Origin of the sequence: Notoacmeibacter marinus (assembly GCF_002238045.1) — a bacterium.
In the GTDB taxonomy this organism is placed as follows: domain Bacteria; phylum Pseudomonadota; class Alphaproteobacteria; order Rhizobiales; family Rhizobiaceae; genus Notoacmeibacter; species Notoacmeibacter marinus.
Genome location: NZ_NBYO01000001.1, coordinates 1,550,501 through 1,575,000, shown reverse-complemented (window position 1 = coordinate 1,575,000; position 24,500 = coordinate 1,550,501). Strand labels below are relative to the sequence as shown.

Here is a 24,500-nt window from a genome sequence, read left to right as displayed (position 1 = left end):
TTCGAGACCGAGAAGTCGCGGATCGACGCCATATTGCGCCAGCGCGAAGCACAGCAGATCGCCGCCGCAGGGTAATCGGAGAAAGACCGCCCGGAGCCAGCCGCGATTGATGGAGAAAAGCCGCCGCGGCTGCTCCCATGAAAAGGCCCGCCTGTCCCAACGCGGCTACCCAGGCGATGATCTGCGATCACTCCTTGAATTCGACCGTCGTTCCCGGCGAGACCATCTTCGCCAATTCCTTGGCGTCCCAATTGGTCAGTCTCACGCACCCATGGCTGGACGTCTTGCCGATCTTGCTCGGCTCCGGCGTGCCATGAATGCCATAACTGGGTTTGGACAGCGCGATCCAGACGGTGCCGACCGGTCCGTTGGGCCCCGGCGGTATCGTCAGAATCTCGTCATTGTCGCCCTGCTTGAAATTCTTTTCCGGATTGTAGGTGTAGTTCGGATTGATTGCGATCCGCTCCACCTTGACGGTCCCGGAGGGTGAAGGGGTATCGGCCGAACCGATGGTCGATGGATAGCTGGCGACTAGACGCCCCGACGAATCATAGGCGACAACCTGCTCGCGGCTCTTGTCGGCGACGATACGGGTGACCTTGCCGGATTTCGGCGTGCCCGTGCTGGCTACGCGGATGACTTCGCCCTGTCGGCCGAAATCGGCATCGGGATTGAGGCTCTCCAAGAAGTCTTCATCCATGTGAAACCGCTCAGCGATGGCTTCACGCGCCGATGTGTAGCGCATGGCGGGCATGGCTGCCTTCTCGCCGTAATCCGAGGGGATCGCCGCGACATAGGGCCCCGAAACGTCTTCCGAAGTGATGGTATAGTCGACGAAAGCATCTCCGCCGCGTGCCTGAAGCGCTTTTTCGATGGCGCTTTCATCGGTGAAATCGACGAGTTCGCCGGTCAACCGGCGCCAGCTGTCCATAGCGTAGAGCACATTCTGCCCTTTCACCCCATCGATCACGCCGGGCGATGCGCCGACTCGGTCGAGGAGAATCTGGGCTTTCGCAACCGTCATCTTGCCGGGAGCCAGGCTGGGCTTTGTGGATTTGGGCGCTTGAAGAGCCGGCTCGGAAATCGAGCCCGGACTCTGTACCGCACCGGTCGCTGTGTTCGCGTCATCGGTCGACGCGACGGCATCCGGAAGCGTCGTCCCCATCTGCGGATCGGGTATCACGGGAACCTGCTCCGGAAGGGCGGCCCGCTGTTCACGCAACCGTTCCGCCGTCCGCTCCCGTTCCCGCTGCATAGCCGCGCGCAATTCCTGTTGTCGTTGTCGTTCGGCCTGCCGTTCGGCGCGGATGATGTCGCGAATGTCCTCCTCGCGCTGGAACGGTTCGAATTGCGGTTCCGGCGGCAGTCTCCGAACCTCGGACGGCGGTTGTACGGTCAGAACCTCCCCGGTCCGTGGGTCCAGAAAGATCCGTTCCCCGTTCTGCCCGATCACCACATCGGCGCGTATCTGCGCAGAAGCCGGCATCACGCTGCTCGTCAGAAGCACCAAAGCGCTCGCTGTCAGTGTCGCAACACGCATTCGCATGATCGAAATCTCCCAATGGCCCGGCCAGTATGGTTGAGATAATATGAACCTGGCATGAAAACAGCGAAACCCGGCAAAACGTTGCAGGGCATGTCCTTTTTTGGGACGCGTATGGTCAACGAAGGGTAAACGCCCCTCCAGAGGCGAGCTGATCCGTTGTTATAAATGTACCGCACCCGCAGGTTTCAAAGCGGTCCCCTGAATTAAAGACGGCCGGACCTGATTAAGACATAATTGAACGATTCTACCCATAGTTGAGCCCGCTGGTGATCTGGAACGGAGCTCGCAATGGTCGAACGGCAAACAATTCAATCCGCCTCATTCGTCAGATCTTCCGTTCTGTTCGTCATGGTGGTGTTGTTCACGTTCGGCGCGATTTATTCCTTCCGCGCCATCGACAGACTCCTGGATGATGATGCCCGTCAAATCGCCGAACAATGGGCGGACGCTTTCATCGTTCAGGCGGATCTGATGGATACTATTCTCGCCGAACGGTCTCTTTCGACGCAGCAACGCCAAACTTTGGATATCATTGCCAAGGAAGGCAGTATCTTCCGTTTCAATCTTTACGATGCGCAGGGAAACCTGAAACTGGTCTCCGACCGGCACGCCCATCTGCACAACGCCGAATCTCTTTTCGAGCACGAACCGCATGTCGCGGCTGATATCCTGCAAGGCTCCCGCCATACCAATCTTCGCAATGCCGGCGAAGGCTCTGACCAGCCAGATTTCTACGCGGAAAGCTACGTGCCCATCGAACGCGGCGGCACGGTTGCGGGCGTCGCCGAAATTTATGTCGATCAGACCGCGCGACGCGAGATTTTTGCCCAGGCGCTATACCCCAATCTGGGCCTCACCCTGGTTCTCTGCCTCATCGCGATGCTCCATTCGGTCTATACCGCTCGCCTCTTGAAGAAGGAAAAGCGCGCCAGCGACCGTGCTTTCCACCTGGCTCATCACGACGTTCTGACCGGAATTGCCAATCGCGAAGTGTTTCACCAGCGTCTCGAAAAGATGTTCCAGGGCAGGCGGCAGGTCGACGCCCGAACCGCCATTCACATGATCGATCTGGACGGGTTCAAGACTGTTAACGACCGCTACGGCCATGGCGTCGGCGATGAATTGCTGCGCACGGTTACCGATGCATTGCTTCGTTCCATTCGAAAGGACGATCTGCTGGCGCGGCTGGGCGGTGACGAATTCGCCGTGATCCAGACCGATGTCCATGACCGCGACATCGCGCTCGGTCTGGCCGATCGCCTGGCGGAAGCCGTGCGCCAGATAACGGAGCTGGGCAAGGTCAAGGTTCACGTCACCGCCAGTATCGGCACCTACATTCTCAAGACGATTTCAGACGACGAGACGGCCAATCTGGCGCTGTCGCGCGCCGATGCGGCCCTCTATCACGCCAAGGCCCAGGGCAAGGATCGGGCTGCGATGTTCGAGCCGGCCATGGAGAACCTTGTCCGAACCCGACAGAAGATGCGCGACCTGCTGATCGCGGCGGTCGAAGACGATACGATCGAGGTGTTTTACCAGCCCCAGCACGATGCGAATCTCGGAGCGCTGTGCGGTTTCGAGGCCCTCGCCCGTTTGCCGGACGGCGCCAATGGATATGTGTCGCCCGATCAGTTCATCCCGCTAGCCGAAGAACTGCGCCTGATGCCCCGGCTCGGCGCCAGCATCCTCCAGCGCGCCTGCCAGACAGCGACCGCATGGCCCGAACACCTGCAGTTGGCGGTCAACCTCTCCGTCCAGCAGTTCGACGGCAATCTGGTCAAAACCGTGAAAGCGGCGTTAGCCCAGTCAGGCCTTCGGTCGAGCCGACTCGAGCTGGAAATTACCGAAAGCATGTTCATCCGCGACCACGATGTGGCCGCCATCGAACGGCAGTTGCACGAATTGAAGACCCTGGGCGTCCAGATCGCCATGGACGATTTCGGCACGGGATATTCCAGCCTCAGTTCGCTCTGGCGCTTCCCCTTCGACAAGCTGAAAGTGGATCGGTCCGTCGTATCCCAGCTCGATCAGAGCGAGACGGTGAATTTCGTCCTTGAGACGATCGCCACGCTAGGACGGACCATGAAGCTGCGCGTAACGGCGGAAGGCGTGGAGAACGAAGCCCAGCGGAACTCTGCCGAGATGGCGGGATGCAACGAAATTCAGGGCTATTTCTACGCCGAGCCCATGAGTAGCGATATGGTGGAAGGTCATATCCTGAAAAGCGTCGCGAATGTCATGCGCCGGAACGAGCCCGGAAAAACGAAGACAGACGTCGACGGCACGAAGGGAGACAGGCAAGCGGCCGGCAAACGTTCCGCTTAGAGCGGAAAAGGGCCGCCAGATGGCGGCCCTCGAAGTTAGTTCGAAAAGTGCAGTGTCATGCCGCTTCCTTGGCGTCGGTGGGAGCCGTATGGAATGTCAGGCGGTCCGATCCGGCGCCAACCTTGACCTGAGATCCGTCCAGAACCTCGCCCATTAGGATCTTTTCGGCGAGCGGGTCCTGCAGTTCCTTCTGCATCACGCGCTTGAGCGGCCGTGCGCCATAGGCGGGGTCGTACCCCTTCTCAGCCAGCCATTCGATGGCATCCTCACCGAGTTCCAGCCTGATCTTGCGATCGGCCAGAAGCTTCTCCAGCCGCTCAAGCTGGATGCGGACAATGGCGCCCATATCGGCGCGACGCAAACGGTGGAACAGGATCACCTCGTCGATCCGGTTGAGGAATTCCGGCCGGAACGCGGCTTTCACCACGCCCATGACCTGATCCTGAACCGATTCGACATCCTCGCCCTCGCCGAGATTGACGAGATATTCCGCACCCAGATTGCTGGTCATGATGATCAGCGTGTTGCGGAAATCCACGGTGCGGCCCTGGCTGTCGGTCAGCCGGCCATCGTCGAGCACCTGGAGCAGCACATTGAAGACGTCGGGATGGGCCTTCTCCACCTCGTCGAACAGGACGACCTGATAGGGTCGCCGGCGCACCGCCTCGGTCAGCACACCGCCCTCGTCGTAACCGACATAGCCGGGAGGCGCGCCGATCAGCCGCGCGACGGAATGCTTCTCCATGAATTCGCTCATGTCGATGCGGACCATCGCGCTCTCATCGTCGAACAGGAAGTTCGCCAGCGCCTTGGTCAGTTCGGTCTTGCCGACCCCGGTCGGGCCGAGGAACATGAACGAGCCGATCGGCCGGTTGGCATCCTGCAGACCGGCGCGCGCGCGGCGAACCGCTTTCGCCACCGCCTGCACCGCCTCGCCCTGGCCGACGACGCGCTTGGCGATCTCGTCTTCCATGCGCAGCAGCTTGTCGCGCTCGCCTTCCAGCATCTTGTCGACAGGAATGCCCGTCCAGCGGGAAACGACCCCGGCGACATGGTCGGGCGTAACAGTCTCTTCGACCATCGATCCGGCTTCGCCTTCATGGGCCTCCGCCTCGGCGAGCTTGCGCTCCAGATCGGGGATCTTGCCATAAGCCAGTTCGCCCGCCTTCTGGAACTCGCCGGATCGCTGGGCGATGGCAAGCTCGTTGCGCGCTTCATCCAGTTCGCCTTTCAGATCGGCGGCCAGACCCAGCTTCTCCTTTTCGGCCATCCACGTGCTGGTCAGCGAATCGCTTTCTTCTTCCAGATCGGACAATTCCTTTTCGAGCCGCGCGAGACGGTCTTTCGACGCCGCGTCGGTTTCCTTCTTCAGAGCCTCGCGTTCGATCTTCAGCTGCATGATGCGCCGGTCGATCTCGTCCAGCGCTTCCGGCTTGGAATCGACCTGCATGCGCAGGCGAGAGGCGCCCTCATCGACCAGATCGATGGCTTTGTCCGGCAGAAACCGGTCGGTAATATAGCGGTTGGAGAGCGTCGCGGCGGCCACCAGCGCGGAGTCGGAGACCCGCACCTTGTGGTGCTGCTCGTACTTCTCCTTCAGCCCGCGCAGGATCGAAATGGTATCCTCGACGGTCGGTTCGGAGACGAAGACCGGCTGGAAACGCCGCGCGAGCGCTGCGTCCTTCTCCACATGCTTGCGATACTCATTCAGCGTGGTTGCGCCGACGCAGTGCAGTTCGCCGCGCGCCAGGGCCGGCTTGAGAAGGTTCGAGGCGTCCATGGCGCCATCGGCCTTCCCGGCGCCGACCAGCGTGTGCATCTCGTCGATGAAAAGAACGATCTGTCCACTGGCGGACTGGACCTCGGACAGAACAGCTTTCAAGCGCTCCTCGAACTCGCCGCGATATTTCGCGCCGGCGATCAGCGCGCCCATGTCGAGCGCCAGAAGGCGCTTGTCCTTGAGGCTCTCCGGCACGTCGCCATTGATGATGCGCAGGGCAAGACCCTCCGCGATGGCGGTCTTGCCAACGCCCGGCTCGCCGATCAGCACCGGATTGTTCTTGGTCCGCCGGCTCAGCACCTGGATCGTCCGGCGAATCTCGTCGTCCCGCCCGATCACCGGATCGAGGCGTCCGGCTTTTGCGTCTTCCGTAAGGTCACGGGCATATTTCTTCAGTGCATCATAGGCCTGTTCGGCCGACGCGGAATCGGCCGTGCGGCCCTGCCGGACATCCTCGATGGCGCGGTTCAGGGCAACGGGCGTCACGCCCGCCTTTTTTAGCATTTCAGCGGTTTTCGCGCTTTTCTCCACCGCGAGCGCCGTCAGAAGACGCTCCACCGTAACGAAGCTGTCGCCGGCCTTCTTGGCCAGTTCCTCAGCGGTCGCGAAAACCTTTGCAAGCGGCTGGCTCATATAGAGCGACGCGCCCGATCCCTCGACCTGTGGCAGCGCGTTCAGCGCGGCGTCGACGGCCATCCGAATGGCTTTCGAATCGCCGCCGGCACGGTCGATCAGCGAGGCGGCAAAGCCTTCCTCATCGTCGATCAGAACCTTGAGCAGATGTTCCGGCAGAAGCTGCTGGTTGTTGCGCGTGACGGCAGCAGTCTGGGCCGCCTGCACGAATCCCCGCACGCGCTCGGTGTATTTTTCCATATTCATTCTTCTGGTCTCCTTCCCCTCTCCGGCCCGTCGGGCGCCGGTTCGGTGATGAACGACTGGAAGCCCTTGAAGGCGCTTCCGGTTTCGAAAGAAATATGGGTGTGCCAAGCAGCAATTCCAAGCGCATGCGGCTGGCGACACAGCGAAAATCTTGCAGCTGGGAACGGCAGTCCCGGGTCGCCAAAAACTGTCCTGGCAAAGAAAAACCGCGGCGTTTCCGCCGCGGTTTCAGATAGTGAATTTCTACCGGGTCGACCTGTCAGCTATTGGCGGCCAACGGTAGATCGTCGCCATTCTCGCTCTTCGCATCCGGCGCAGCCTCATCGTCCGTTGGCGCCGCTTTGCGTGGCCGGCGCGTGCGTCGCACCTTCGTCGCACCCTCGGCATCCGCGCCCGTTTCGGCGTCGGGCTCGACCTTTTTGCGACGGGTCCGCCGTACTTTCGGCGTTTCGTCAGCGGGATCGTCACCATTGGAGCGCCGTTCGGCCTCGGCCACGATATCGGCTGGAGAATGGGCCGCGACGGGTACGGTCTCGCTTTCGGCTTCGGCGTCGCTAGACGAGCTGTCGGCTTCACCCGCATCGTCATTGTCGGCCCGATCGTCGCGGCGGTTGCGGCGATTGTCCGAACGTCCGCGCCGGGGCTTGTCCTCGGAATTGTCGCTGCGGGCCTCGGCCGTGCGTTCGCCGTCGTCCGAATCATCGTCATTGTCGCGGTCGGACGGGTCATTCTCGCGCTGCGCATCGCGCTGCCGCTGCGCTTCGGCATTGGCCGCCATCGCTGTGGCGATGATGCGGTTGTAATGTTCGGCGTGCTGGAAATAATTCTCTGCCATCACCCGGTCGCCGGCGGACGTCGCGTCCCGCGCCAGTGTGGCGTATTTATCGGCGATCTGCTGGGCAGAACCGCGAATTTTCACATCGGGCCCATTGCTTTCATAGCTACGCGAAAGCGGGTTGGGCCCCTTGCGATTATTGCCACCATTGTTGTTCCGCCCACGATTGCGGCGGTTTTGCTGGTTTGGCCTCATCGATAACTCTTCTTTGAATTCATCCTACATTCGGATGGAAACCGGTACGAACCGGCATACGCCGACGCCACGGTCCCGCCGCGCGTCATGCTCTTTGCGACTGCCAAAACGCCAAGCGTCAGACAGTCTGTGGATCCGTCACTCTCGGGTCTCTCGCCGAATGCCCCCAGCGCTACAATACGTAGTGACTACGATTGTCGACCCACCTGCCGCCATCAATCCCGCTTGCAATTTGAAAGCCGGAGACGGCAGAAGCCGTTTGCTTCATTCATCCGGTGCCTTGAACTTAATCACCTTTTTCAGCTTTGCCAAGCCCCAAGGGCATTCAGGGCATTTACCCACTGGTTTTGAAAAGCAGGGCGCGCAGAATTCCGTTCATATCCCGTCGTATATCGCCACGATGAAACCCGGATTTGGCGAAGATGTGTTCGACATCGTCGGCCTGCCCACGGCCGATCTCCACGGCAACCGCCCCGCCGGGCCGAAGGTGCCTGCCGGCGCCTGACGCTATCGCCCTGTAGGCATCGAGACCGTCGGCGCCGCCATCCAGCGCGAGATGCGGATCGTGATCGCGAACCGTCCCTTCCAGCCCGGCAATGACGGCGCTCTCGATATAGGGCGGATTCGACACGATCAGGTCGAAACACCCTTCGACGCTTTCGAACCAGCGCGACTGCCGCGTCGAGAAGCGCTCGCCGAGCCCGTTCCGGTCGGCATTTCTCTCGGCGGTCCGCAACGCATCGGCACTGAGATCGACGCCGAGCGCGCGGGCCGCAGGCATTTCCGCGAGAAGCGCCAGCGCGATCGCTCCCGTGCCGGTGCCGAGATCGACAATGTGAAAAGCGTCGTCCGAACGCGCGCCCGTTCGACAGGTCGAAAGGCAAAGATCGACCAGCGCTTCGGTATCGTCGCGCGGCTCCAGCGTTTCGCTCGATAGCATCAGTCGAAGCCCGTGAAACTCGCGCCAGCCGAGCAGACGGTAGAGCGGCCTGCCTTCGGCCCGCCGGCGCGCCCGTTCCAGAACCGTTTCACAATTCGTTTCGCTCACCGCCTGTCCCGGGTCGGCCAGCCATGAGGACGGCTCGATCATGAGTGTTTCGAGCGTCAGCTTCCGCGCTTCGCTTGCCGGATCGGTTATCCTGGCCTCGGCCAGAACCTGCCGCACCTGCGCCAGCAGCGTGTCGAGCCTCATTCCATCTCGGCCAGAAGCGCCGCCTGATGGTCGGCGATCAGCGCATCGACCAGTTCGTCCAGCTCGCCTTCTATCACCCGGTCGAGCTTATAAAGCGTCAAATTGATGCGGTGATCGGTCACGCGCCCCTGCGGGAAGTTGTAGGTGCGAATGCGCTCGGACCGGTCGCCGGAGCCGACTTGTGCCCGTCGTGATTCGCTGCGCTCGGCATCGGCCGCGCTGCGCTTGGCGTCGTAAAGCCGAGCACGGAGGATCTGCATGGCGCGCGCGCGGTTCTGATGCTGGCTCTTCTCCGACTGCGTCACCACGATGCCGGTCGGCAGATGCGTGATGCGCACGGCGCTGTCGGTCGTGTTGACGTGCTGGCCGCCGGCGCCCGACGCGCGCATCGTATCGATCCGGATATCGCTGTCTGCTATGTCGATATCGACATCCTCGGCTTCCGGCAGGACGGCCACTGTGGCAGCGGAGGTGTGAATGCGCCCGCCTGCTTCCGTCGCCGGCACGCGCTGTACCCGGTGGACGCCCGATTCGAACTTCATCCGGGCGAAGACGCCGCGGCCCGAAACCTCGGCGATAATCTCCTTGAAGCCGCCCGCTTCGCCCTCGGAAATGGAATCGACTGAAACCTTCCAGCCCTGGCTCGCGGCATACCGCTCATACATGCGAAAGAGATCGCCGGCGAAGAGCGCCGCTTCGTCTCCGCCCGTTCCCGCACGGATTTCCAGAATGGCGTTGCGTGCATCCGCCTCGTCCTTCGGCAGCATCTGGATGCGAAGGTCTTCGGTCAGCGTTTCGATACGACTATCGAGAGCATCGGCCTCCGCCTCGACCATTCGCCGCATCTCCGCGTCGGTTCCCGCTTCATCGAGCAGTTCGTCCACGCCGGCCCGCTCGGCCTGTGCCTCGCGCAGTTCCCGTATCGCCGCGACCACCGGCTCCAGTTCGGCATAGTCCGCCGCAGCCTTGCCATAGCGTTCGGCGCTGGGGCCGGAGGCCAGCTCCGCTTCCAGCATCTGGAAGCGCTTTTCGACAGCATCAAGCCGTGCTTTGGGAAGAGCCTCGGACATGGTCAGAGCGTCAACCCGTTCGTCTCGGCATAGTCGGCAAGGAAAGCGCGGATATCCTGCTTGTCGGAATGGTCGATCGCCGCGTTCAGCTTGTCGCTGAGATCGTTCAGTTCGACGTCCCGGAAAGCAGCCTTGACCGGCCCGATCGACGCAGCGCTCATCGAAAGCGTCCGGAAACCGATGCCGGCAAGGGCCAGCGCCATGATCGGCCGCGAGGCCATTTCTCCGCACAGCGACAGCGGAATCGAAAGACGCTCGCAATCCCGCACAATATGGCGAAGCGCCCGTAGGAACGTGCAGGACAGGCTGTCGAAGCGGTTACCGACCATCGGGTTGCCCCGATCCGTCGCCATGATGAACTGGAAAAGGTCGTTCGACCCGACAGATATGAAATCGACGAGTCCGCTGAGCCGATCCATCTGCCAGATCAGCGACGGCACCTCCAGCATGACGCCGATTCTGATCTCGCTCGGCAGATCGTAGCCGTGACGCTTGAGATAGCTTTCCTCGCGCTCGATCAGGTCGCGCGCCTGTTCGATCTCGGTGATTTCGGTGACCATCGGCAGCATGATGGACAGCTTCTGGCCGCGGGCAGCGCGCAGAAGCGCGCGGATCTGCGTGCGGAAAAGGCCCTGCCGATCCAGCGTCAGGCGGATCGCCCGCCACCCCATGGCCGGGTTTTCCTCGTGCGGCGCGTTGCGGAAATAGGGCAGCACCTTGTCGCCGCCAATGTCGAGCGTGCGGAAGAGGATCGGCTTGCCGTCGGCCTTCTCGATCACCTCGCGGTAAAGTTCTTCCTGGCGGTCGGCCCGTGGAAAGGTCGAGGCGACCATGAACTGCAGTTCGGTGCGAAACAGGCCGATCCCGTCCGCGCCGGACGCTTCCATCTGCGACATGTCGACCACGAGGCCGGCATTCATCATCAGCCTTACGTCGATACCGTCACGGGTACGCGCCGGCTTGTCGCGCAGCGCCTGGTAGAGTTCCTGCCGCTTGGCGCGGAACCGAACCTTCTCGGCGTATAGCGTTTCCAGATCGGCCGGCGGGCGCAGATGGACGCGCCCCTCATCGCCATCGACGATGATCGCATCGCCATTCTCGCTCATCGACACGACGCCGCGCGTCTGGCCGGTCACCGGGATGCCCATGGCGCGGGCGACAATGGAAATATGGCTGGTGATCGCGCCGTCTTCCAGCACGAGACCGCGAATGCGATCGCGCGGATAGTCCAGCAGTTCCGCTGCGCCCATAGTACGGGCGACGATCACATTATCGTCGGCCACCAAAAGCGCGTCGCGCCCGCCACCGACAAGCTGGCGCAGAAGACGGTTGGCCAGATCGTCGAAATCGTTCATCCGCTCGCGAATGTAGGGATCGGCGACATGGATCATGCGCGCGCGGGTATCGTTCTGGACCTTCTCGACCGCGCCCTCGGCCGTCAGCCCGTTCTGCACCGCTTCTTCGAGCCGGCGCACCCATCCCGTATCGTGGGCGAACATGCGATAGGCCTCGAGCACGGCCCGATGCTCGCCATCCGCGGCGATCTCGTCACGGTTGAGCATGTCGTCGATGGAGATGCGCAAATGGCCGAGGGCGTCGTGCAGCCGCGCCGATTCCAGATCGACATCCTCGGCGAAGAGATTGGTGACGACGATGCGCGGCTCGTGCAACACCACATAGCCGAGGCCGACGCCATCGGAAATCGCCGCGCCCTCGAAGGTGATCGGCCGGCGCATATCCAGTTCGATGCCGGCGCGCGAAAGATTGGCGAGATCCCCGCTCGCCATCATCTCGGCCAGCACCATGGAGACGGTCTGCATCGCCTCCAGCTCTTCCTCGCGGTAGACCCGCTTCGTCTTGTTCTGGACGGTCAGGACGCCGAGCGTGCGCCCCGCCCGCAGCACGGGCACACCGAGAAAGGAGGAGAACGCTTCTTCGCCCGTCTCCGGCAGATAGCGGAAGGCAGGGTGCTTTTCCGCTTCCGGCAGATTGAGCGTCCGTGCACTGGCCGCGATCGTGCCGACAAGCCCCTGTCCAACGCGCAGCGAGGCCAGGTGAACCGCCGATGGGTTCAGGCCTTCGGTCGCGTAGAGCTCGAGCACCTCATCGGCGCGGAGCACGTAGAGCGAGCAGACCTCGGCCACCATGTTGCGGGCGATTTCCGCAACGATGCGGTCCAGACGCGTCTGTGCCTCCAGCGGCTCCGCCATGAGTTCGCGCAGGCGGCGAAGCAGGACTCGTGGGCCGACCGCGAAGTCCGTCATGGCTCGTCCCTCCTCTCGTCCTGTGCCTCGTTAGATTGCTGAAAGGCCGCTAGAGCCGGCAGCATCTGCCTGCTACTTGCGGTCCAGACCGTAAGCGGCATGCAGCGAGCGAACGGCCAGTTCCGTATAGGCGCCGTCGATCAGAATCGAAATCTTGATCTCCGAAGTCGTTATGGCGCGGATGTTGATGTTGCGGTCCGCCATTGCCTTAAAGGCCGTGGCCGCAACACCCGTATGACTGCGCATCCCGATGCCGATCACCGAAACCTTGGTCAGGCCCGCCTCGCTCTGGATCGCGTCGAAACCGACCGTGCCCTTGGTCTCTTCGAGAATCGTGACCGCCCGCTCCAGATCGCCGGACGGCACGGTGAAGGTCATATCCGTCGCGGCGCCATCCTCGGAGATGTTCTGAACGATCATGTCGACATTGATGTTCGCATCGGCCAGCGGTCCGAAAATGGCCGCCGATACGCCCGGCCGGTCGGCCACGCGCCGCAGCGATATCTGCGCCTCTTCCTTGGCGTAGGCAATGCCGGTGACGGTTTCCTGTTCCACGATCTCGTCCTCGTCGCAAATGAGCGTTCCGGGTGGGTTTTCGAAATCTCCCATGCCCGGTGCATCCGGATCTTCGAAGGAGGAACGGACGAATGTCCGCACGCCCTGCGTCATCGCCAGTTCGACCGAGCGCACCTGAAGAACCTTGGCGCCCAGACTGGCCATTTCGAGCATTTCCTCGAAAGTCACGCGCGGCAGGCGGCGGGCCTTCGGTTCGATACGCGGATCGGTGGTATAGACGCCGTCCACATCGGTGTAGATATCGCAGCGATCCGCTTTCACTGCCGCCGCGATGGCAACGGCCGAGGTGTCCGAACCGCCCCGACCGAGCGTCGCGATGCGGCCATCCGGCCCGATGCCCTGGAAACCGGCGACCACCGCCACCTGTCCCTGGCTCATCCGTTCGATCAGACGATCCCCGTCGATGGAGTCGATTCGCGCCGCTCCGTGCGTACTGTCGGTCTTCAGTGCGATCTGCCAGCCTTGCCAGGAGCGCGCATCGACATTCATCGACTGCAGCGCAATGGCTAAGAGCCCGCTCGTCACCTGCTCGCCGGAGGCGACGATCGCGTCATATTCGCGCGCATCGTAAAAGGACGCGCCAGCGCCGGCGACCGTTGGCATTTTCTCTACCCAACCGACCAACTCGTTTGTCTTGCCTGCCATGGCGGAAACGACAACGGCCACCTCATGACCGGCGTCGACTTCGCGCTTGACGTGGCGCGCGACCACATGAATGCGGTCCAGATCGGCCACCGAGGTGCCGCCGAATTTCATCACGATGCGCGCCATTTTGGGCGAAACTCTCCCTTCGGATCGGGGTACGAAAAGGCCGTAGCGGTCGGTCCTGCCGCCAATGCCGGCCATGAGAAAACACGCCGGTGGGCAAGCCGGCGTGATCGGCGGTTCCATAGCCAAAAGGCCCCGATGAAGCAAGCGCGCCTGCTTGACTTGCGACCCCGAGTTCCAGATGTCACCACTAATATGAAACAGGATGACCGACATGAACGCGACAGGTGGCACGACGATCGATACGGCTGAGGTAGAGCGCTTTTCCGCAATGGCCGCGGAATGGTGGAACCCGAAGGGGAAGTTCCGCCCGCTCCACAAGTTCAATCCGGTTCGGCTGCGCTACATCCGCGACGAGGTCGCCCGCCAGTTCGGCTGCGATCTCAATGCCGAAAGGCCGTTTGAAGGTCTGCGCATTCTGGACATAGGTTGCGGCGGCGGCCTCCTCTGCGAACCGATGCGTTGGCTCGGCGCCGAAGTCGTCGGCGCCGACGCTTCCGAAACGAACATCAAGGTGGCGCGTATCCACGCTGAGCAGTCGGGCCTCGACATCGATTACCGCGCGACGACAGCTGAAGCGCTGGCCGATGAGGGCGAACGCTTCGACGTGATCCTCAACATGGAAGTCGTCGAGCACGTCGCCAATGTCGATCTCTATCTGCGCCGCTGCGCCGAAATGATCAAACCCGGCGGGCTGATGTTCGTGGCGACGATCAACCGGACGATGAAGGCCTATGCGCTGGCCATTGTCGGGGCGGAATATGTGCTGCGCTGGCTGCCGAAGGGCACTCATTCCTACGATAAGCTGGTCCGTCCCGTAGAGATCCATAACCCCCTCTCCGATGAAGGCCTTCTGCGCCGCGACATTACCGGCATGTTCTACAGCCCGCTATCGGACAGCTGGCAACGAAGCCGCGATACCGACGTCAATTACATGGTTCTCTACGAACGGCCGGCCTGACCCTAGTTCTGGTCTTCCGGCAAATCCGGCAGAGGCAAAACCGGCACGCCATCGTCGAGCAGCGATTGGACATCCTCGGCATTCGCCGAGCCGTAAATCTCCGTCTGCTCGGCCTCGCCGAAATGAATGCGCCGCGCTTCTTCGGCAAACCGGTCGCCGACATTTGTGGCTTTCGCCTTCATTTGGCGAACCATCTCGGCCATCTTGCGCATCGCTTCTGCTTGCGGGCTGTCCGGCACCAACCCGACCGATTGCGGCTGCGATGACGACGATTCTTCGCTCCCCTCGACTGGCCGCTTCTCGCCCGATGTTCTGACCGCCGGCGCCATCAGTATCTTCTCCACCGAAGACGTCTGGCAGTGGGGGCAGATGACGAACCCACTTCGTTTCTGCGTGTCGAAATCGTCCGACGAGCGGAACCACCCGTCGAAGCGATGGCCGTCGACGCAGCGAAGGTCGTACCGGATCATCGCCAGTCAACCCACGACATCGATGGTAAAATCCTGATCGTTCGCCAGATTCGGGATCGAAGACCTTTGCGCCGCGACAGCCTTCATGTCGAGATCGGCGGTGACGATACAGGGTTCGTCGCCTTGCGCCTCGGCCAGCACCGTGCCGTCGGGTGCGGCGATCAGCGAATGGCCGTAGGTCTCCCGCCCATCTTCATGGAGGCCGCCCTGTGCTGCGGCGATCACGAATGCGCTGTTCTCGATGGCCCGGGCACGAAGGAGGATATGCCAGTGCTTCCGGCCGGTCTGCCGCGTAAAAGCCGCCGGCACGGTCAACACCTCGGCGCCGGCCCGCGCCTGTGCGCGATAGAGATGCGGAAAACGCAGATCGTAGCAGACCGACATGCCGATCGCGCCAAGCGGTGTGCTAGCGACGACCGCCTCATCGCCCGGGCGGTAGGTGTTCGATTCGCGCCAGCTTTCGCCGTCCGGCAGATCGACATCGAACATGTGGATCTTGTCGTATCGCGCGATGAGCGCGCCGTCCGGCCCGAACAGAAAACCGCGATTGGCAGCCTTGCCGTCGTCCAGCCGGATCGCTGTCGAACCGATATGCAGATGGATCGAAAGCTCGCCGGCAAGCGCCGACGCCTTCGCCACCAGCGGATCGGAGGCTTCGTCCCGCACCTTGCCGAGCAGTTCGTCGCGGTCCCGCACCAGCAGCCCGGTCATTTCGGGTGTCTGGACGTAATCGGCCCCCTGCCCTGCGGCTTCCCGGACCATCGTTTCGAAGGTCTCCAGATTGGCTGCCGGATCGCGCCCGGAGCGCATCTGAACGCAGGCGGCGGTGAAAGACTCCATGGCGATGCCCTCAACCATCCTTCAGCAGGGCGTCGAGCTTGCCCTGCCGGTCGAGTGCGTGAATGTCATCGCTGCCGCCCAGATGTTTCTCGCCCGCGAAAATTTGCGGATAGGTCGATGCGCCGTTGGCGCGCTGGATCATTTCCTTTCGGCGATGCGGCTCCTCGGTGATGTCGATCTCCGTGAAGGCCACGCCCTTGCTCTTCAGAAGCCGGACGGCCCGCGTCGAATAGCCGCAGAACTGGCGGGTGTAGATATCGATCTGCGGCATTGAGGGCTCCTTGCGCTGCCGTTCGTTTCGCACCGCATATAGGATTTTGCCGGCCACCGCCAAATATGAAGAACGTCAGGCGAGCCGGCCTTCGGCAAGGACCCGCGAAAAGGTCATCACATCGATGGCCCCGGCACCGCCTTTAAGGAGAGCGCGGCTTGCGGCCGTCACGGTCGCGCCGGTCGTATAGACATCGTCGACGAGAAGCACCCGACGGCCCGACAGGAGCGGAATGGCCGCCTCCGGCACCTCGAACGCGCCGCGCACATTCACCTGTCGCTGGCCCCGCGTCAGGCCGACCTGGCGCGGCGTGGCCCGTTTGCGCACGAGGCATTCGGGGCGAAGCGCAATATCGGTCTGCGCCGCGATGGCGCGGGCCAGTTCCGCGCTTTGGTTGAAACGGCGGGCAAGAAGCCGCCGGCGATGCAGCGGCACTGGAACGATCAGATCGGCATCATCGAGCAGTTCGCCGCCGGCGCGGATCATCCAACCGGCCATCCAGCGCGCCAGATCGGTCCGGTCGTGATATTTCAGCGCTGAAACCAGGCCCCGCGCTGGACCGTCGTGAACCACCGCAGCACGCGCTCGCTCGAAGACCGGCGGATTGGCCAATGCCTCCGCCGAGAGGATGCCCGGCCCCATCTCCACGCTGAAGGGCGTACCGAGAACGGGACACACCGGCGCTTCAATGGCCCGAAGGCGCGGCCAGCATTCCGGGCAATAGGTACCGGGCGCACTGACGATTCGGCCGCATTCCAGACAGGACGGCGGAAAGAAGATGCGCGCCGCCGATCCACCCCACGAGACGGCCAGACGCCGGATGCTGGCTGATCCTCCCGCCTTCGCCTTAGCGGACCGTTCACTCGTCGGCGCAGCATCATTATGGTCACCGCCTTGCGGCACCCACATATCGGATGGCTCGGTCATGGACCGTTTCAAAATCGCCTCGCCGCTCGGACTTGCAGGGTCGGTATCGTCTCGCTAGCTAGTCTGGCATCCGCGGCCACGTGCGGCAATCGCCAGGAGAGCGCTTTATCATGTTCGACAGCAGGCAGGTTCGCGCGCGTCGTCGCCGGGCTGAAAACATGTCCAACAATGGAGCCGACTTTCTGGCTCGCCTCGTCATCGACGATATGGATGACCGCCTGGCCGGCATCACGCGCACTTTCCCCAATGTGAAGCTGATCGGCGCACGCGGGCCGGATTTGACGCCCCTTCTGCACAAGCATGGCCATGGGCAGACGGACATCGAGCGGCTGGATGCGCATAGCGATGGCTGGACCGATGCCCTGCCGCAGAGCGAGAGTGACCTGATCGTCTCGTTTCTCGATCTGCAGGACGTGTCCGATCCCGCCGCCTATCTGTCAGCTTGCCGCCGCGCATTGAAGCCGGACGGCCTTTTTCTCGGGGCCTTTATAGGCGGCGAAAGCCTCGGCGGGCTACGCGAGGCCCTGCTTCTGGCGGAAACGGAGAAACGGGACGGCGCCAGTCCGCGCGTTCACCCGGCGATCGCACTGCGCGATGCGGGCGCACTGCTTCAGCATGTCGGCTTCGCCCTACCGGTGATCGACCGTGAAACGACAACCGTGCGCTATGACAGCCTCATCAACCTGATGGCCGATCTGCGCGCCATGGGGGCGACCAACGCGCTTGCGGCGCGGAGCCGGCTGCCCCTGACGCGTGGCATACTGGGGCGGGCGGCGCAGATCTATCAGGAGAGAAACAGCGATCCGGATGGCCGGGTTCGGGCGGTCTTCGAGATCATCTGGCTTAGCGGATGGGCCCCTGACCAGAGTCAGCAGAAACCGCTCGCGCCGGGATCGGCGAAAGCGAGCCTTGCCGAGGCCCTGCGCCAGGCCGATGAAACGGCCGGATCACAAGATCGGGAACCCTAGTCTGTAGCGCCGATGGACGAGGCTACACTGCTGATGATCGACATGGCGCGGCCGCCGCTGGCTTCGATGCTGATGAAGAGCAGGCCCGCCAGCAGGGAGCAGATCAGCCCGTATTCGATGACGGTGACGCCACGCCTGTCATCGACAAAACCACGCAACATGCCCATCACGTTTTCTCTCCCGGCTCGTCCGTCGCCGGCTCTGCCGTCACGCCGCCTGCCCATCAGCAGTCATCCGCCGTACCGCCGGCGGAATGCAGGCAGATCACTTCGGGCAGCGGCGACAGCACGCTGCGGCGTAGAATATAAGTATTGCCGTTCGGGGCTGCGGGCCGCACCGAGCCGGTCGAAATCATATCCATGTTTCGCAATGCAGCCGGCTGGGGTCGCTGGGCGTATTGCTCCGCCTTCTTTTCCGCCATGGGCGCAAGAAACAGCGCAAGCATGATACCTGCGGTGCCGAACAGCAGCGCTGCACGCAATATACCAAATCCCATACGTAGCGCCGCCGATTCTGTTCTGTCGTTCAGCGGCGTTAGGTCGACACCCCTGTTCATCAGGCCACTCCAAAGATGCCCGCGAACGGAAACGCAAGCGAGACCCGACAACCATCGCATTGTCACATGAACAGCCCGTTAATGCTGGCCTGAGCCGCCGACTATCATGCGATAGCCGTCTCCTCTTTCCGTTGATCTTGCCACGCGCTGGGCGCCATGCCCGTAATCCGGCGAAACTCACGATTGAAGTTGGACTTGGTGTTGAAACCACTATCGAAGATGGTTTCGGTGACCGAGCGTCCTTGCGCAAGCAACGCGCAGGCGTGCCGAATGCGGTAGGCGTTGACGTAGCGCGAAACATTATCGCCGGACTGCCGGTTGATGGCGGCTGAGAGCTGCTTCAACGGAACGCCGAGGCGTCGGGCAAGACGCGTCAGTGTCAGATCGGCATCGAGATAAAGCTGGTCCTCGTCCAGAATTCGGTCCAGCCGCGCCATCAACGCCTTGCCCTCGGCTTCGGACTCGTTCTTCTCGGGTACACGTGGATCGCCGACCAGGTCGACCTCATCCACCGCCATCTCGTGGCCTGTCAGGCTTAAAACGGCGATGGCGAGAAGCGATAGGGAGGAAAACCAGCTCACGATGAGATCGCGGAGGCCGTCCCTCCCATTGGCCATGGCAACGGCGATGAGGATATCACTGATTGCCGATGCGACGAGCGCGAGCGCGAGCGCCTGCCACACCCGGACCGGAACCCTGCCGGATGCCAGCCGGGCAAGAGGCAGGTCACCCGCCCGGCCCATCAGCACAGTTAGAATGGCTGCGCCATAGATGAGGAAGATGCAGCTGATAATCGGGTCGAGGACCGCCGGCGCGTAGGCTCCGCAGAATGCGGCGAAAGCCGGCACGAGGCTGTGAAGTCCATACTGCCGAAGGTGAAGAGGCCGAAAAAGCGATGTCTGGAACGCGATCCAGGCAATCGGCGGAATGGCGCTTGCCGTTATCGGTAGGAAGCGTTGCAGACCGGCCACCTCATAATGGTGAACGAGCGAAATCAGCAGTCCCTGAAGGGCGCACGAAGCCAGAAGAGCCCAGTAGAACGAAGGCTTCGCCCCGCCGGACGCCTCCCGCAGCAGCAGATAGAGGGCAATCAGCGAAACGATGAGCGGAATGGGCAGGGCGATCATGGCGGGTCCGAACGATGATGGCGTTCTATAGTCCTGGAACCGGTTCGTGACGACCTGAAACCGGTTTGTGGACGCGCGAAGGCGCGCGATAAGCGAAAAGCGCATGACCGATCAATCGAAGGAACATCGTCATGCGCATCCCAATTCTCGCAGCCATCGCCGCACTGGCCGCCCCGTTCGCCAATGCCGAACCCATCGCTGGCTATGACCGCATGGACGTTCGCGCGGCGCACCGCGCCTTTCCTCTGGCCGCTTCCATCTGGTACCCGGCCGGAAAGAAAAACTACATCGTCAAAATCGGCGACAATCCAATCTTCGAAGGAACTCCCGCCTCTGTCGGCGCAGCCGTTGCGGGCGGAAAAATGCCGCTGGTCCTCTTTTCGCACGGCTCCGGCGGAAATATGGATACCGTGTCCTGGCTCTCTTCCAAACTGGCGGGCAACGGCGCGATGGTGCTGGCGGTTAATCATCCGGGCAGCACGTCCGGCGATTCCTCGCCCCGCCGATCTGTTCGGCTCGATGAGCGCGCCGCCGATCTGTCGGCAGCTCTCGACGCGTTTCTCGCCGACCCGGCTTTCGCCGCCCATGTTGACCGGGACCGGATCGTCGCCGTCGGTTTTTCACTTGGCGGGGCAACGGCGCTTAACCTCGCGGGGCTTCGGTTCTCGACCAATCCGGAGACGGCCTATTGCCGCGATGCCGACGCCATGCGCGAGGACTGCATCTTCTTTAACAATGGTGGCGTCGATTTCCGGACACTGCCAGCCGGTTTCAGCGCGCATATGCGCGACGGCCGGATCGCCGGCGCGGTCGCCATCGACCCGGCCTTCACGGAAATGGCGGATGCGGCAAGCATCGCGGCGATCGACGTGCCGATCGGCCTCATCAATCTCGGCGACGAACACCGCCTTCCGCCGGTCGATGTCGGCCCCGAAGGCAGCGATCTCGCGCGCAAGCTGCCTGACGTGACCTATTCCTCCATCGCGCCGGCCTCCCATTTCACCTTTCTTGCGCCCTGCAAGGAGAATGCGAGCCGAATGCTGGCGGAAGAAGAAGACGAACCGATTTGCGACGATCCTGCAGGAACGGATCGGCGGGCGGTTCACGATCGGATTGCGGAACGCATCGCCCAATTCATGGGTCTATGACGCGGGACCGTTTGCAGTCGCGGCGCAGCGATATGGGCTGCGCCGCGACTGCAGGATCAGAGCAGATCCTGTAGAATGGGAATTAGCGGCTCGTCAGCCGGCGGCATTGGATAGTCGCGCAGCGCGTTGGGCCGCACCCATTTGATCGCCTGCCCCTCCCGCCCGATCGGCGTGCCGGAAAAACGGCGGCAGACGAAGAGCGGCATCAAAAGGTGGAAGTCGTCATAGGCGTGGGACGCAAAGGTCAGCGGCGCGAGGCAGGCGGCCTGCGTCACGATACCCAGTTCCTCGTCCAGTTCGCGGATCAGCGCGTCCTCCGGCCTTTCGCCTGGATCGATCTTGCCACCGGGAAACTCCCAAAGGCCGGCCAGCGCCTTGCCCTCTGGCCGCTGCGTCAGAAGCACGCGCCCATCGGTATCGACGAGCGCGCAGGCGACGACCAGCAGGATGCGCGGATCGGCGTTGCTCATGCCGCGCCGTCCGGGGCGCTCATATAGTAATAATCGTAGACCGGCTCGAAGCCGAGCGAACGCGAAAGCCCGAGCGACGCCGCATTGTCCGTTTCGACCTGCTCCCAGACACCCGACGCCCTGCGCTTCTTCGCCCAGGCAAGAACGCCACGCATCAGCTCTTTGCCGATCCCTTCACCGCGCGCATCCTCGCTGACATTCAGCTCGAAACTGCCGACCAGATCGCCCTGGCGGACACAGATGACGCTCGCGACCGGCTGCCCTTCCCGCTCCAGCAGGAACAGAAAACTCGGCGGCTCGATCCGCGCCAGGATCGCGCGCAGATCGTCGCCCCTCTGAACGGAGCGCGCACCGATAGCCTCATGGGCCGCAACAAATTCGTCGGCCTTCACTCGGCGCAATTCCGGCGTGTCGTTATCGGACCAGCCATCGAGGTCGCGTGACTGGATCGTCGTGCGCGCTTCCGTCGTCCAGCCACGCTCGGAAAGCGCGTCCACGATCCGCTGCGAGGCGAGCGGCGCGATGAGAAAGCGCGGCCGTTTGCCAGCATTGGCGAAACGCTCGATCACCCGGTCTAGCCGCGCGGCAATATCGGCATCGTCGCTCGGGTCGAGCGGCGTCACGCAGTTCTGGCGGCGCGCAGCGCAGTCGCTGGAAAGGCGAACCGCCCACGCCCCGTCATAATGCAGCGTTTCCGCCGGCCACGCCTGCGCGCCCGCCGCAGTGAAGCGGCGCGCGACGGTCAGCGGAGCGCGTGGGACAGTCGGACGGTTCATCGTAACAGGTCAGCTCCGATAGTCGCCATTGATAGCGACGTATTCCTTGGTCAGATCGCACGTCCAGATCGTCGCGCGGCCCTCACCGATGCCGAGGTCGGCGGTGATGGCGACCGTATCGTTCTTCATGTAGCGCGACGTGTCGTCTTCCGAATATGCGGGATCGCGCTCGCCCTGGTGCGCAACGCGAATATCGCCGAAATAGATGGCAAGCTTGTCGCGATCGGCCGGTTCGCCGGCCTTGCCGACAGCCATGACCACGCGGCCCCAATTGGCGTCCTCACCGGCGACCGCCGTTTTGACGAGCGGCGAATTGGCGATGGAAAGAGCGATCCTGCGCGCCGACGCATCGGATTGCGCCCCTTTGACACGAACCTCGATCTCCTTTCGCGCACCCTCCCCGTCGCGGACGATCTGCCGCGCCAGATCCTTCAGCATCGCATCGAGCGCATCGCGAAAACTGTCAAGGCGCGGATCGTCGGCGGCACTGATTCTCGGAGCGCCGCTTTCCGCCGCCGCACCGGTCGCGAACAGCAGCAGCGTATCGGATGTGGATGTGTCGCTATCGACTGTCACCGAATTGAAGCTGCCTCCGACGCTTTCGGACAAGAGGGCCTGTAGAACCGGCGCGTCGATCGGCGCGTCGGTCGCAACGAAGGACAGCATCGTCGCCATGTCCGGTGCGATCATGCCCGCCCCCTTGGCGATGCCGTTCAGTGTGACGAAGTGGTCGCCGAGCGCAACGCTGGCCGTTGCGTATTTCGGATAAGTGTCGGTCGTCATGATCGCCTTGCCGGCTTCGAGCCAGCCATCGGTCACCCCTTCCTCGGCCATGCCGGTCAGCAGTCCGGAGAATTTGTCCGCGGCGAGCGGCTCTCCGATAACGCCGGTCGACGCGAGAAACACTTCGCTCGGCGAACAGCCGACCGCCGCAGCGGCCGCAAAGGCCGTCGTTTCGGTCGATTCACGGCCCTTGCGCCCGGTGAACGCATTGGCGTTGCCCGAATTGACGACCAGAATACGAGCGGTGCCGTGCGGCAGGTTTGCGCGGCAGAAATCGACCGGTGCCGACGGGCAGCGCGAGCGGGTAAAGGTGCCGGCAACCTGTGTGCCCTCCGGAAAGGTCATGACCATCAGATCGGTCCGCCCGCGATATTTGATCCCCGCTTGCGCCGTTGCGATGGTCACGCCGGCGATGGGTGGCATGGCCGGGACGGATTTCGGGGCGAGCGGAGAGATGGCGGTGCTCATAAAGCGACTTTCAACGGGTCAGAAGCAGACAAATTCGATGGCAGACTTGCCCGACGCTCCATCAACATGCAAGCGCGCACCCGCTGAAAATGCGCATACGAAAAAGCCGGCATCGAACGATGCCGGCTGGAAAGTCTGAGGCGTCCGCGTCGGTGGTCGGGCGGGCGATTACTCCGCCGCTTTCGTCGCTTCCAACGCGTCCAGTTCCTTCTTCAGTTCCGGATCGCTCACTTCGACGGAGGCTTCGTCCCGCTCGGTTTTCACCGTCTCGGTATAACGTTTGACGAGAAGTTCGTTGCGCAACTGATCCTTGATCTGGTCGAAGGCCGGCGGTTGGACATCCCGCTTGTCTTCTACCTTGATGACGTGAAATCCGAACTGGGTCTGGACCGGCTCCTTGGTGATCGCACCGGCGTCGAGGTCGAAGGCCGCCTTCTCGAATTCGGGCACCATCTGGCCAGCGCGGAAATAACCGAGATCGCCACCCGACGGACCGGACGGACCGGTGCTCTTCTCCTTGGCGACGGTCTCGAAATCCGCCCCGCCTTCGAGCTCGGCGATCACCGCCTCGGCGTCTTCCTTGGTCTTGACCAGAATATGCCGGGCCTTGACCTCCTGTTGCTTCGGCATGTCCGCCACACGCTCGTCGTAAAGCGCCTGGACGTCATCGTCGCTGATCCCGTCGGCCAGCTGCTTCTGCATGTAGAAACCGTGCAACGCACGCTCGGTCATGAAGGCGATGCTGCGCTGGAACTCTTCGTCCTGATCGAGTCCGGCCGTGCGCGCCTTGCCAGACATCAGCTTGATCTCGATAAGCGCAGCCAGTGCCGCGGCATCGCGCTTGTCTTCCGGAATACGCGAGAATTGCGGACCGAGTTCACCCATCGCCATCTCCAGCTGCTGGCGGGTGATCGGCGAACCATTGACCGTCGCGACGGTCTCGTTCTTGTCCTGCGCAAAACCGGGAACGGCGGCGCTGGCGGCCAGGACGATGCCGGCGAGAAGAATGCGGGCGGGGCGCAGGGAAATCATGAAGAGGCTCCGAACTGGTTGAATGACGGTTCCGTTGGCGACCTTTGCGGATCGCTTGGGGGCCATGGCACGCGATGGGCGCGAGCGTTGACATCACATAGGGCCACTCTTATCTCTCCGCCACCAAAGCGTCCACCCGGCCTCCGGGTCTTTCGGATTGCGTTTTGGAAAGGTTTTCAGCGTCACCGCGGCCCCGCGCGGCAGGCCAGACCCACCGGACCATCCGGCGGCGACGACTGGCCCGACGCGATACGGACAGGCGGGGCAAGAAAG

Annotated in this window: 23 protein-coding genes (1 of these 23 cut by a window edge); 5 read left to right on the top strand and 18 right to left on the bottom strand. The window is 62.6% G+C overall.

Going from position 1 to position 24,500, the window contains the following annotated elements; all coding sequences use genetic code 11:
• A protein-coding gene (locus B7H23_RS07585; RefSeq protein ID WP_094076946.1) for a M23 family metallopeptidase crosses the window boundary here: on the top strand, nucleotides 1-75 show its final stretch. The gene continues 1,881 nt to the left of window position 1, outside the view; only the last 75 of its 1,956 coding nucleotides appear in the window; the start codon falls outside the window, past its left edge; the stop codon is at nucleotides 73-75.
• A gap of 112 nt (nucleotides 76-187) precedes the next feature.
• On the opposite strand, the gene B7H23_RS07580 is transcribed toward B7H23_RS07585, so the two are convergent.
• Nucleotides 188-1,546 (bottom strand): L,D-transpeptidase family protein, encoded by a 1,359-nt coding sequence (locus B7H23_RS07580; protein WP_094076681.1) that lies wholly within the window; start codon nucleotides 1,544-1,546, stop codon nucleotides 188-190.
• Nucleotides 1,547-1,834: 288 nt separating this feature from the next.
• On the opposite strand from B7H23_RS07580, the gene B7H23_RS07575 reads away from it, so the two are divergent.
• The gene (locus B7H23_RS07575; RefSeq protein ID WP_094076680.1) at nucleotides 1,835-3,871 is read left to right on the top strand and encodes a putative bifunctional diguanylate cyclase/phosphodiesterase; all 2,037 of its coding nucleotides are present in this window, start codon (nucleotides 1,835-1,837) and stop codon (nucleotides 3,869-3,871) included.
• A 55-nt stretch (nucleotides 3,872-3,926) separates the two neighbouring features.
• On the opposite strand, the gene clpB is transcribed toward B7H23_RS07575, so the two are convergent.
• The 6 genes from clpB to B7H23_RS07545 all read right to left on the bottom strand — a co-directional run bounded on the left by clpB (nucleotide 3,927) and on the right by B7H23_RS07545 (nucleotide 13,433).
• Complete coding sequence (clpB, locus tag B7H23_RS07570; protein ID WP_094076679.1) at nucleotides 3,927-6,530, bottom strand: ATP-dependent chaperone ClpB; 2,604 nt, start codon at nucleotides 6,528-6,530, stop codon at nucleotides 3,927-3,929.
• Between the two features lie 259 nt (nucleotides 6,531-6,789).
• Nucleotides 6,790-7,560: a DUF4167 domain-containing protein gene (locus B7H23_RS07565; RefSeq protein WP_094076678.1), complete on the bottom strand. Its 771-nt coding sequence runs from the start codon at nucleotides 7,558-7,560 to the stop codon at nucleotides 6,790-6,792.
• 334 nt (nucleotides 7,561-7,894) lie between these two features.
• Complete coding sequence (prmC, locus tag B7H23_RS07560; protein WP_094076677.1) at nucleotides 7,895-8,752, bottom strand: peptide chain release factor N(5)-glutamine methyltransferase; 858 nt, start codon at nucleotides 8,750-8,752, stop codon at nucleotides 7,895-7,897.
• Nucleotides 8,749-9,822: a peptide chain release factor 1 gene (prfA, locus tag B7H23_RS07555; RefSeq protein WP_094076676.1), complete on the bottom strand. Its 1,074-nt coding sequence runs from the start codon at nucleotides 9,820-9,822 to the stop codon at nucleotides 8,749-8,751. Before prfA ends, prmC begins: the two co-directional genes overlap by 4 nt.
• A 2-nt stretch (nucleotides 9,823-9,824) precedes the next feature.
• A complete protein-coding gene (gene ptsP, locus B7H23_RS07550; RefSeq protein ID WP_094076675.1) occupies nucleotides 9,825-12,086 on the bottom strand; it encodes a phosphoenolpyruvate--protein phosphotransferase in 2,262 nt (753 codons plus the stop codon).
• 72 nt (nucleotides 12,087-12,158) lie between these two features.
• Nucleotides 12,159-13,433: an aspartate kinase gene (locus tag B7H23_RS07545; protein WP_094076945.1), complete on the bottom strand. Its 1,275-nt coding sequence runs from the start codon at nucleotides 13,431-13,433 to the stop codon at nucleotides 12,159-12,161.
• 211 nt (nucleotides 13,434-13,644) lie between these two features.
• Here B7H23_RS07545 and ubiG point away from each other — a divergent pair, with 211 nt between their 5' ends.
• The gene (gene ubiG / locus B7H23_RS07540) at nucleotides 13,645-14,391 is read left to right on the top strand and encodes a bifunctional 2-polyprenyl-6-hydroxyphenol methylase/3-demethylubiquinol 3-O-methyltransferase UbiG (protein WP_094076674.1); all 747 of its coding nucleotides are present in this window, start codon (nucleotides 13,645-13,647) and stop codon (nucleotides 14,389-14,391) included.
• Nucleotides 14,392-14,393: 2 nt separating this feature from the next.
• Here ubiG and B7H23_RS07535 read toward each other — a convergent pair whose 3' ends face one another.
• The 4 genes from B7H23_RS07535 to B7H23_RS07520 form a co-directional block, all read right to left on the bottom strand.
• A complete protein-coding gene (locus B7H23_RS07535) occupies nucleotides 14,394-14,861 on the bottom strand; it encodes a DUF1178 family protein (RefSeq protein WP_094076673.1) in 468 nt (155 codons plus the stop codon).
• Nucleotides 14,862-14,867: 6 nt separating this feature from the next.
• Nucleotides 14,868-15,701 (bottom strand): carbon-nitrogen hydrolase family protein, encoded by an 834-nt coding sequence (locus B7H23_RS07530; RefSeq protein ID WP_094076672.1) that lies wholly within the window; start codon nucleotides 15,699-15,701, stop codon nucleotides 14,868-14,870.
• Between the two features lie 10 nt (nucleotides 15,702-15,711).
• Nucleotides 15,712-15,972 carry a glutaredoxin 3 gene (grxC, locus tag B7H23_RS07525; protein ID WP_094076944.1) on the bottom strand — a complete coding sequence of 87 codons (261 nt, stop codon included), beginning with the start codon at nucleotides 15,970-15,972 and terminating at the stop codon, nucleotides 15,712-15,714.
• A gap of 75 nt (nucleotides 15,973-16,047) precedes the next feature.
• A complete protein-coding gene (locus tag B7H23_RS07520) occupies nucleotides 16,048-16,899 on the bottom strand; it encodes a ComF family protein (RefSeq protein WP_240535000.1) in 852 nt (283 codons plus the stop codon).
• A 110-nt stretch (nucleotides 16,900-17,009) separates the two neighbouring features.
• On the opposite strand from B7H23_RS07520, the gene B7H23_RS07515 reads away from it, so the two are divergent.
• Nucleotides 17,010-17,867 (top strand): methyltransferase domain-containing protein, encoded by an 858-nt coding sequence (locus B7H23_RS07515; protein ID WP_094076671.1) that lies wholly within the window; start codon nucleotides 17,010-17,012, stop codon nucleotides 17,865-17,867.
• On the opposite strand, the gene B7H23_RS15870 is transcribed toward B7H23_RS07515, so the two are convergent.
• The 3 genes from B7H23_RS15870 to B7H23_RS07505 form a co-directional block, all read right to left on the bottom strand.
• A complete protein-coding gene (locus B7H23_RS15870) occupies nucleotides 17,864-18,091 on the bottom strand; it encodes a Flp family type IVb pilin (RefSeq protein WP_143534738.1) in 228 nt (75 codons plus the stop codon). The two genes, B7H23_RS07515 and B7H23_RS15870, sit on opposite strands and share 4 nt — an antisense overlap.
• Complete coding sequence (locus B7H23_RS07510) at nucleotides 18,091-18,423, bottom strand: hypothetical protein (RefSeq protein WP_143534737.1); 333 nt, start codon at nucleotides 18,421-18,423, stop codon at nucleotides 18,091-18,093. Before B7H23_RS07510 ends, B7H23_RS15870 begins: the two co-directional genes overlap by 1 nt.
• Before the next feature lie 104 nt (nucleotides 18,424-18,527).
• Nucleotides 18,528-19,655 (bottom strand): AraC family transcriptional regulator, encoded by a 1,128-nt coding sequence (locus B7H23_RS07505; protein WP_094076669.1) that lies wholly within the window; start codon nucleotides 19,653-19,655, stop codon nucleotides 18,528-18,530.
• A gap of 26 nt (nucleotides 19,656-19,681) precedes the next feature.
• On the opposite strand from B7H23_RS07505, the gene B7H23_RS07500 reads away from it, so the two are divergent.
• Nucleotides 19,682-20,698 (top strand): alpha/beta hydrolase family protein, encoded by a 1,017-nt coding sequence (locus tag B7H23_RS07500; RefSeq protein ID WP_094076668.1) that lies wholly within the window; start codon nucleotides 19,682-19,684, stop codon nucleotides 20,696-20,698.
• A 56-nt stretch (nucleotides 20,699-20,754) separates the two neighbouring features.
• Here B7H23_RS07500 and mutT read toward each other — a convergent pair whose 3' ends face one another.
• The 4 genes from mutT to B7H23_RS07480 form a co-directional block, all read right to left on the bottom strand.
• The gene (mutT, locus tag B7H23_RS07495) at nucleotides 20,755-21,168 is read right to left on the bottom strand and encodes an 8-oxo-dGTP diphosphatase MutT (protein ID WP_094076667.1); all 414 of its coding nucleotides are present in this window, start codon (nucleotides 21,166-21,168) and stop codon (nucleotides 20,755-20,757) included.
• Nucleotides 21,165-21,944, bottom strand: coding sequence for a GNAT family N-acetyltransferase (locus B7H23_RS07490; RefSeq protein WP_094076666.1), 780 nt, complete (start codon nucleotides 21,942-21,944; stop codon nucleotides 21,165-21,167). Before B7H23_RS07490 ends, mutT begins: the two co-directional genes overlap by 4 nt.
• Nucleotides 21,945-21,953: 9 nt before the next feature.
• Nucleotides 21,954-23,195: a bifunctional glutamate N-acetyltransferase/amino-acid acetyltransferase ArgJ gene (gene argJ / locus B7H23_RS07485; RefSeq protein WP_094076665.1), complete on the bottom strand. Its 1,242-nt coding sequence runs from the start codon at nucleotides 23,193-23,195 to the stop codon at nucleotides 21,954-21,956.
• A gap of 168 nt (nucleotides 23,196-23,363) precedes the next feature.
• On the bottom strand, nucleotides 23,364-24,227 hold the full coding sequence (locus tag B7H23_RS07480; RefSeq protein ID WP_094076664.1) for a peptidylprolyl isomerase: 864 nt from the start codon (nucleotides 24,225-24,227) through the stop codon (nucleotides 23,364-23,366).
• Nucleotides 24,228-24,500: the final 273 nt, after the last annotated feature.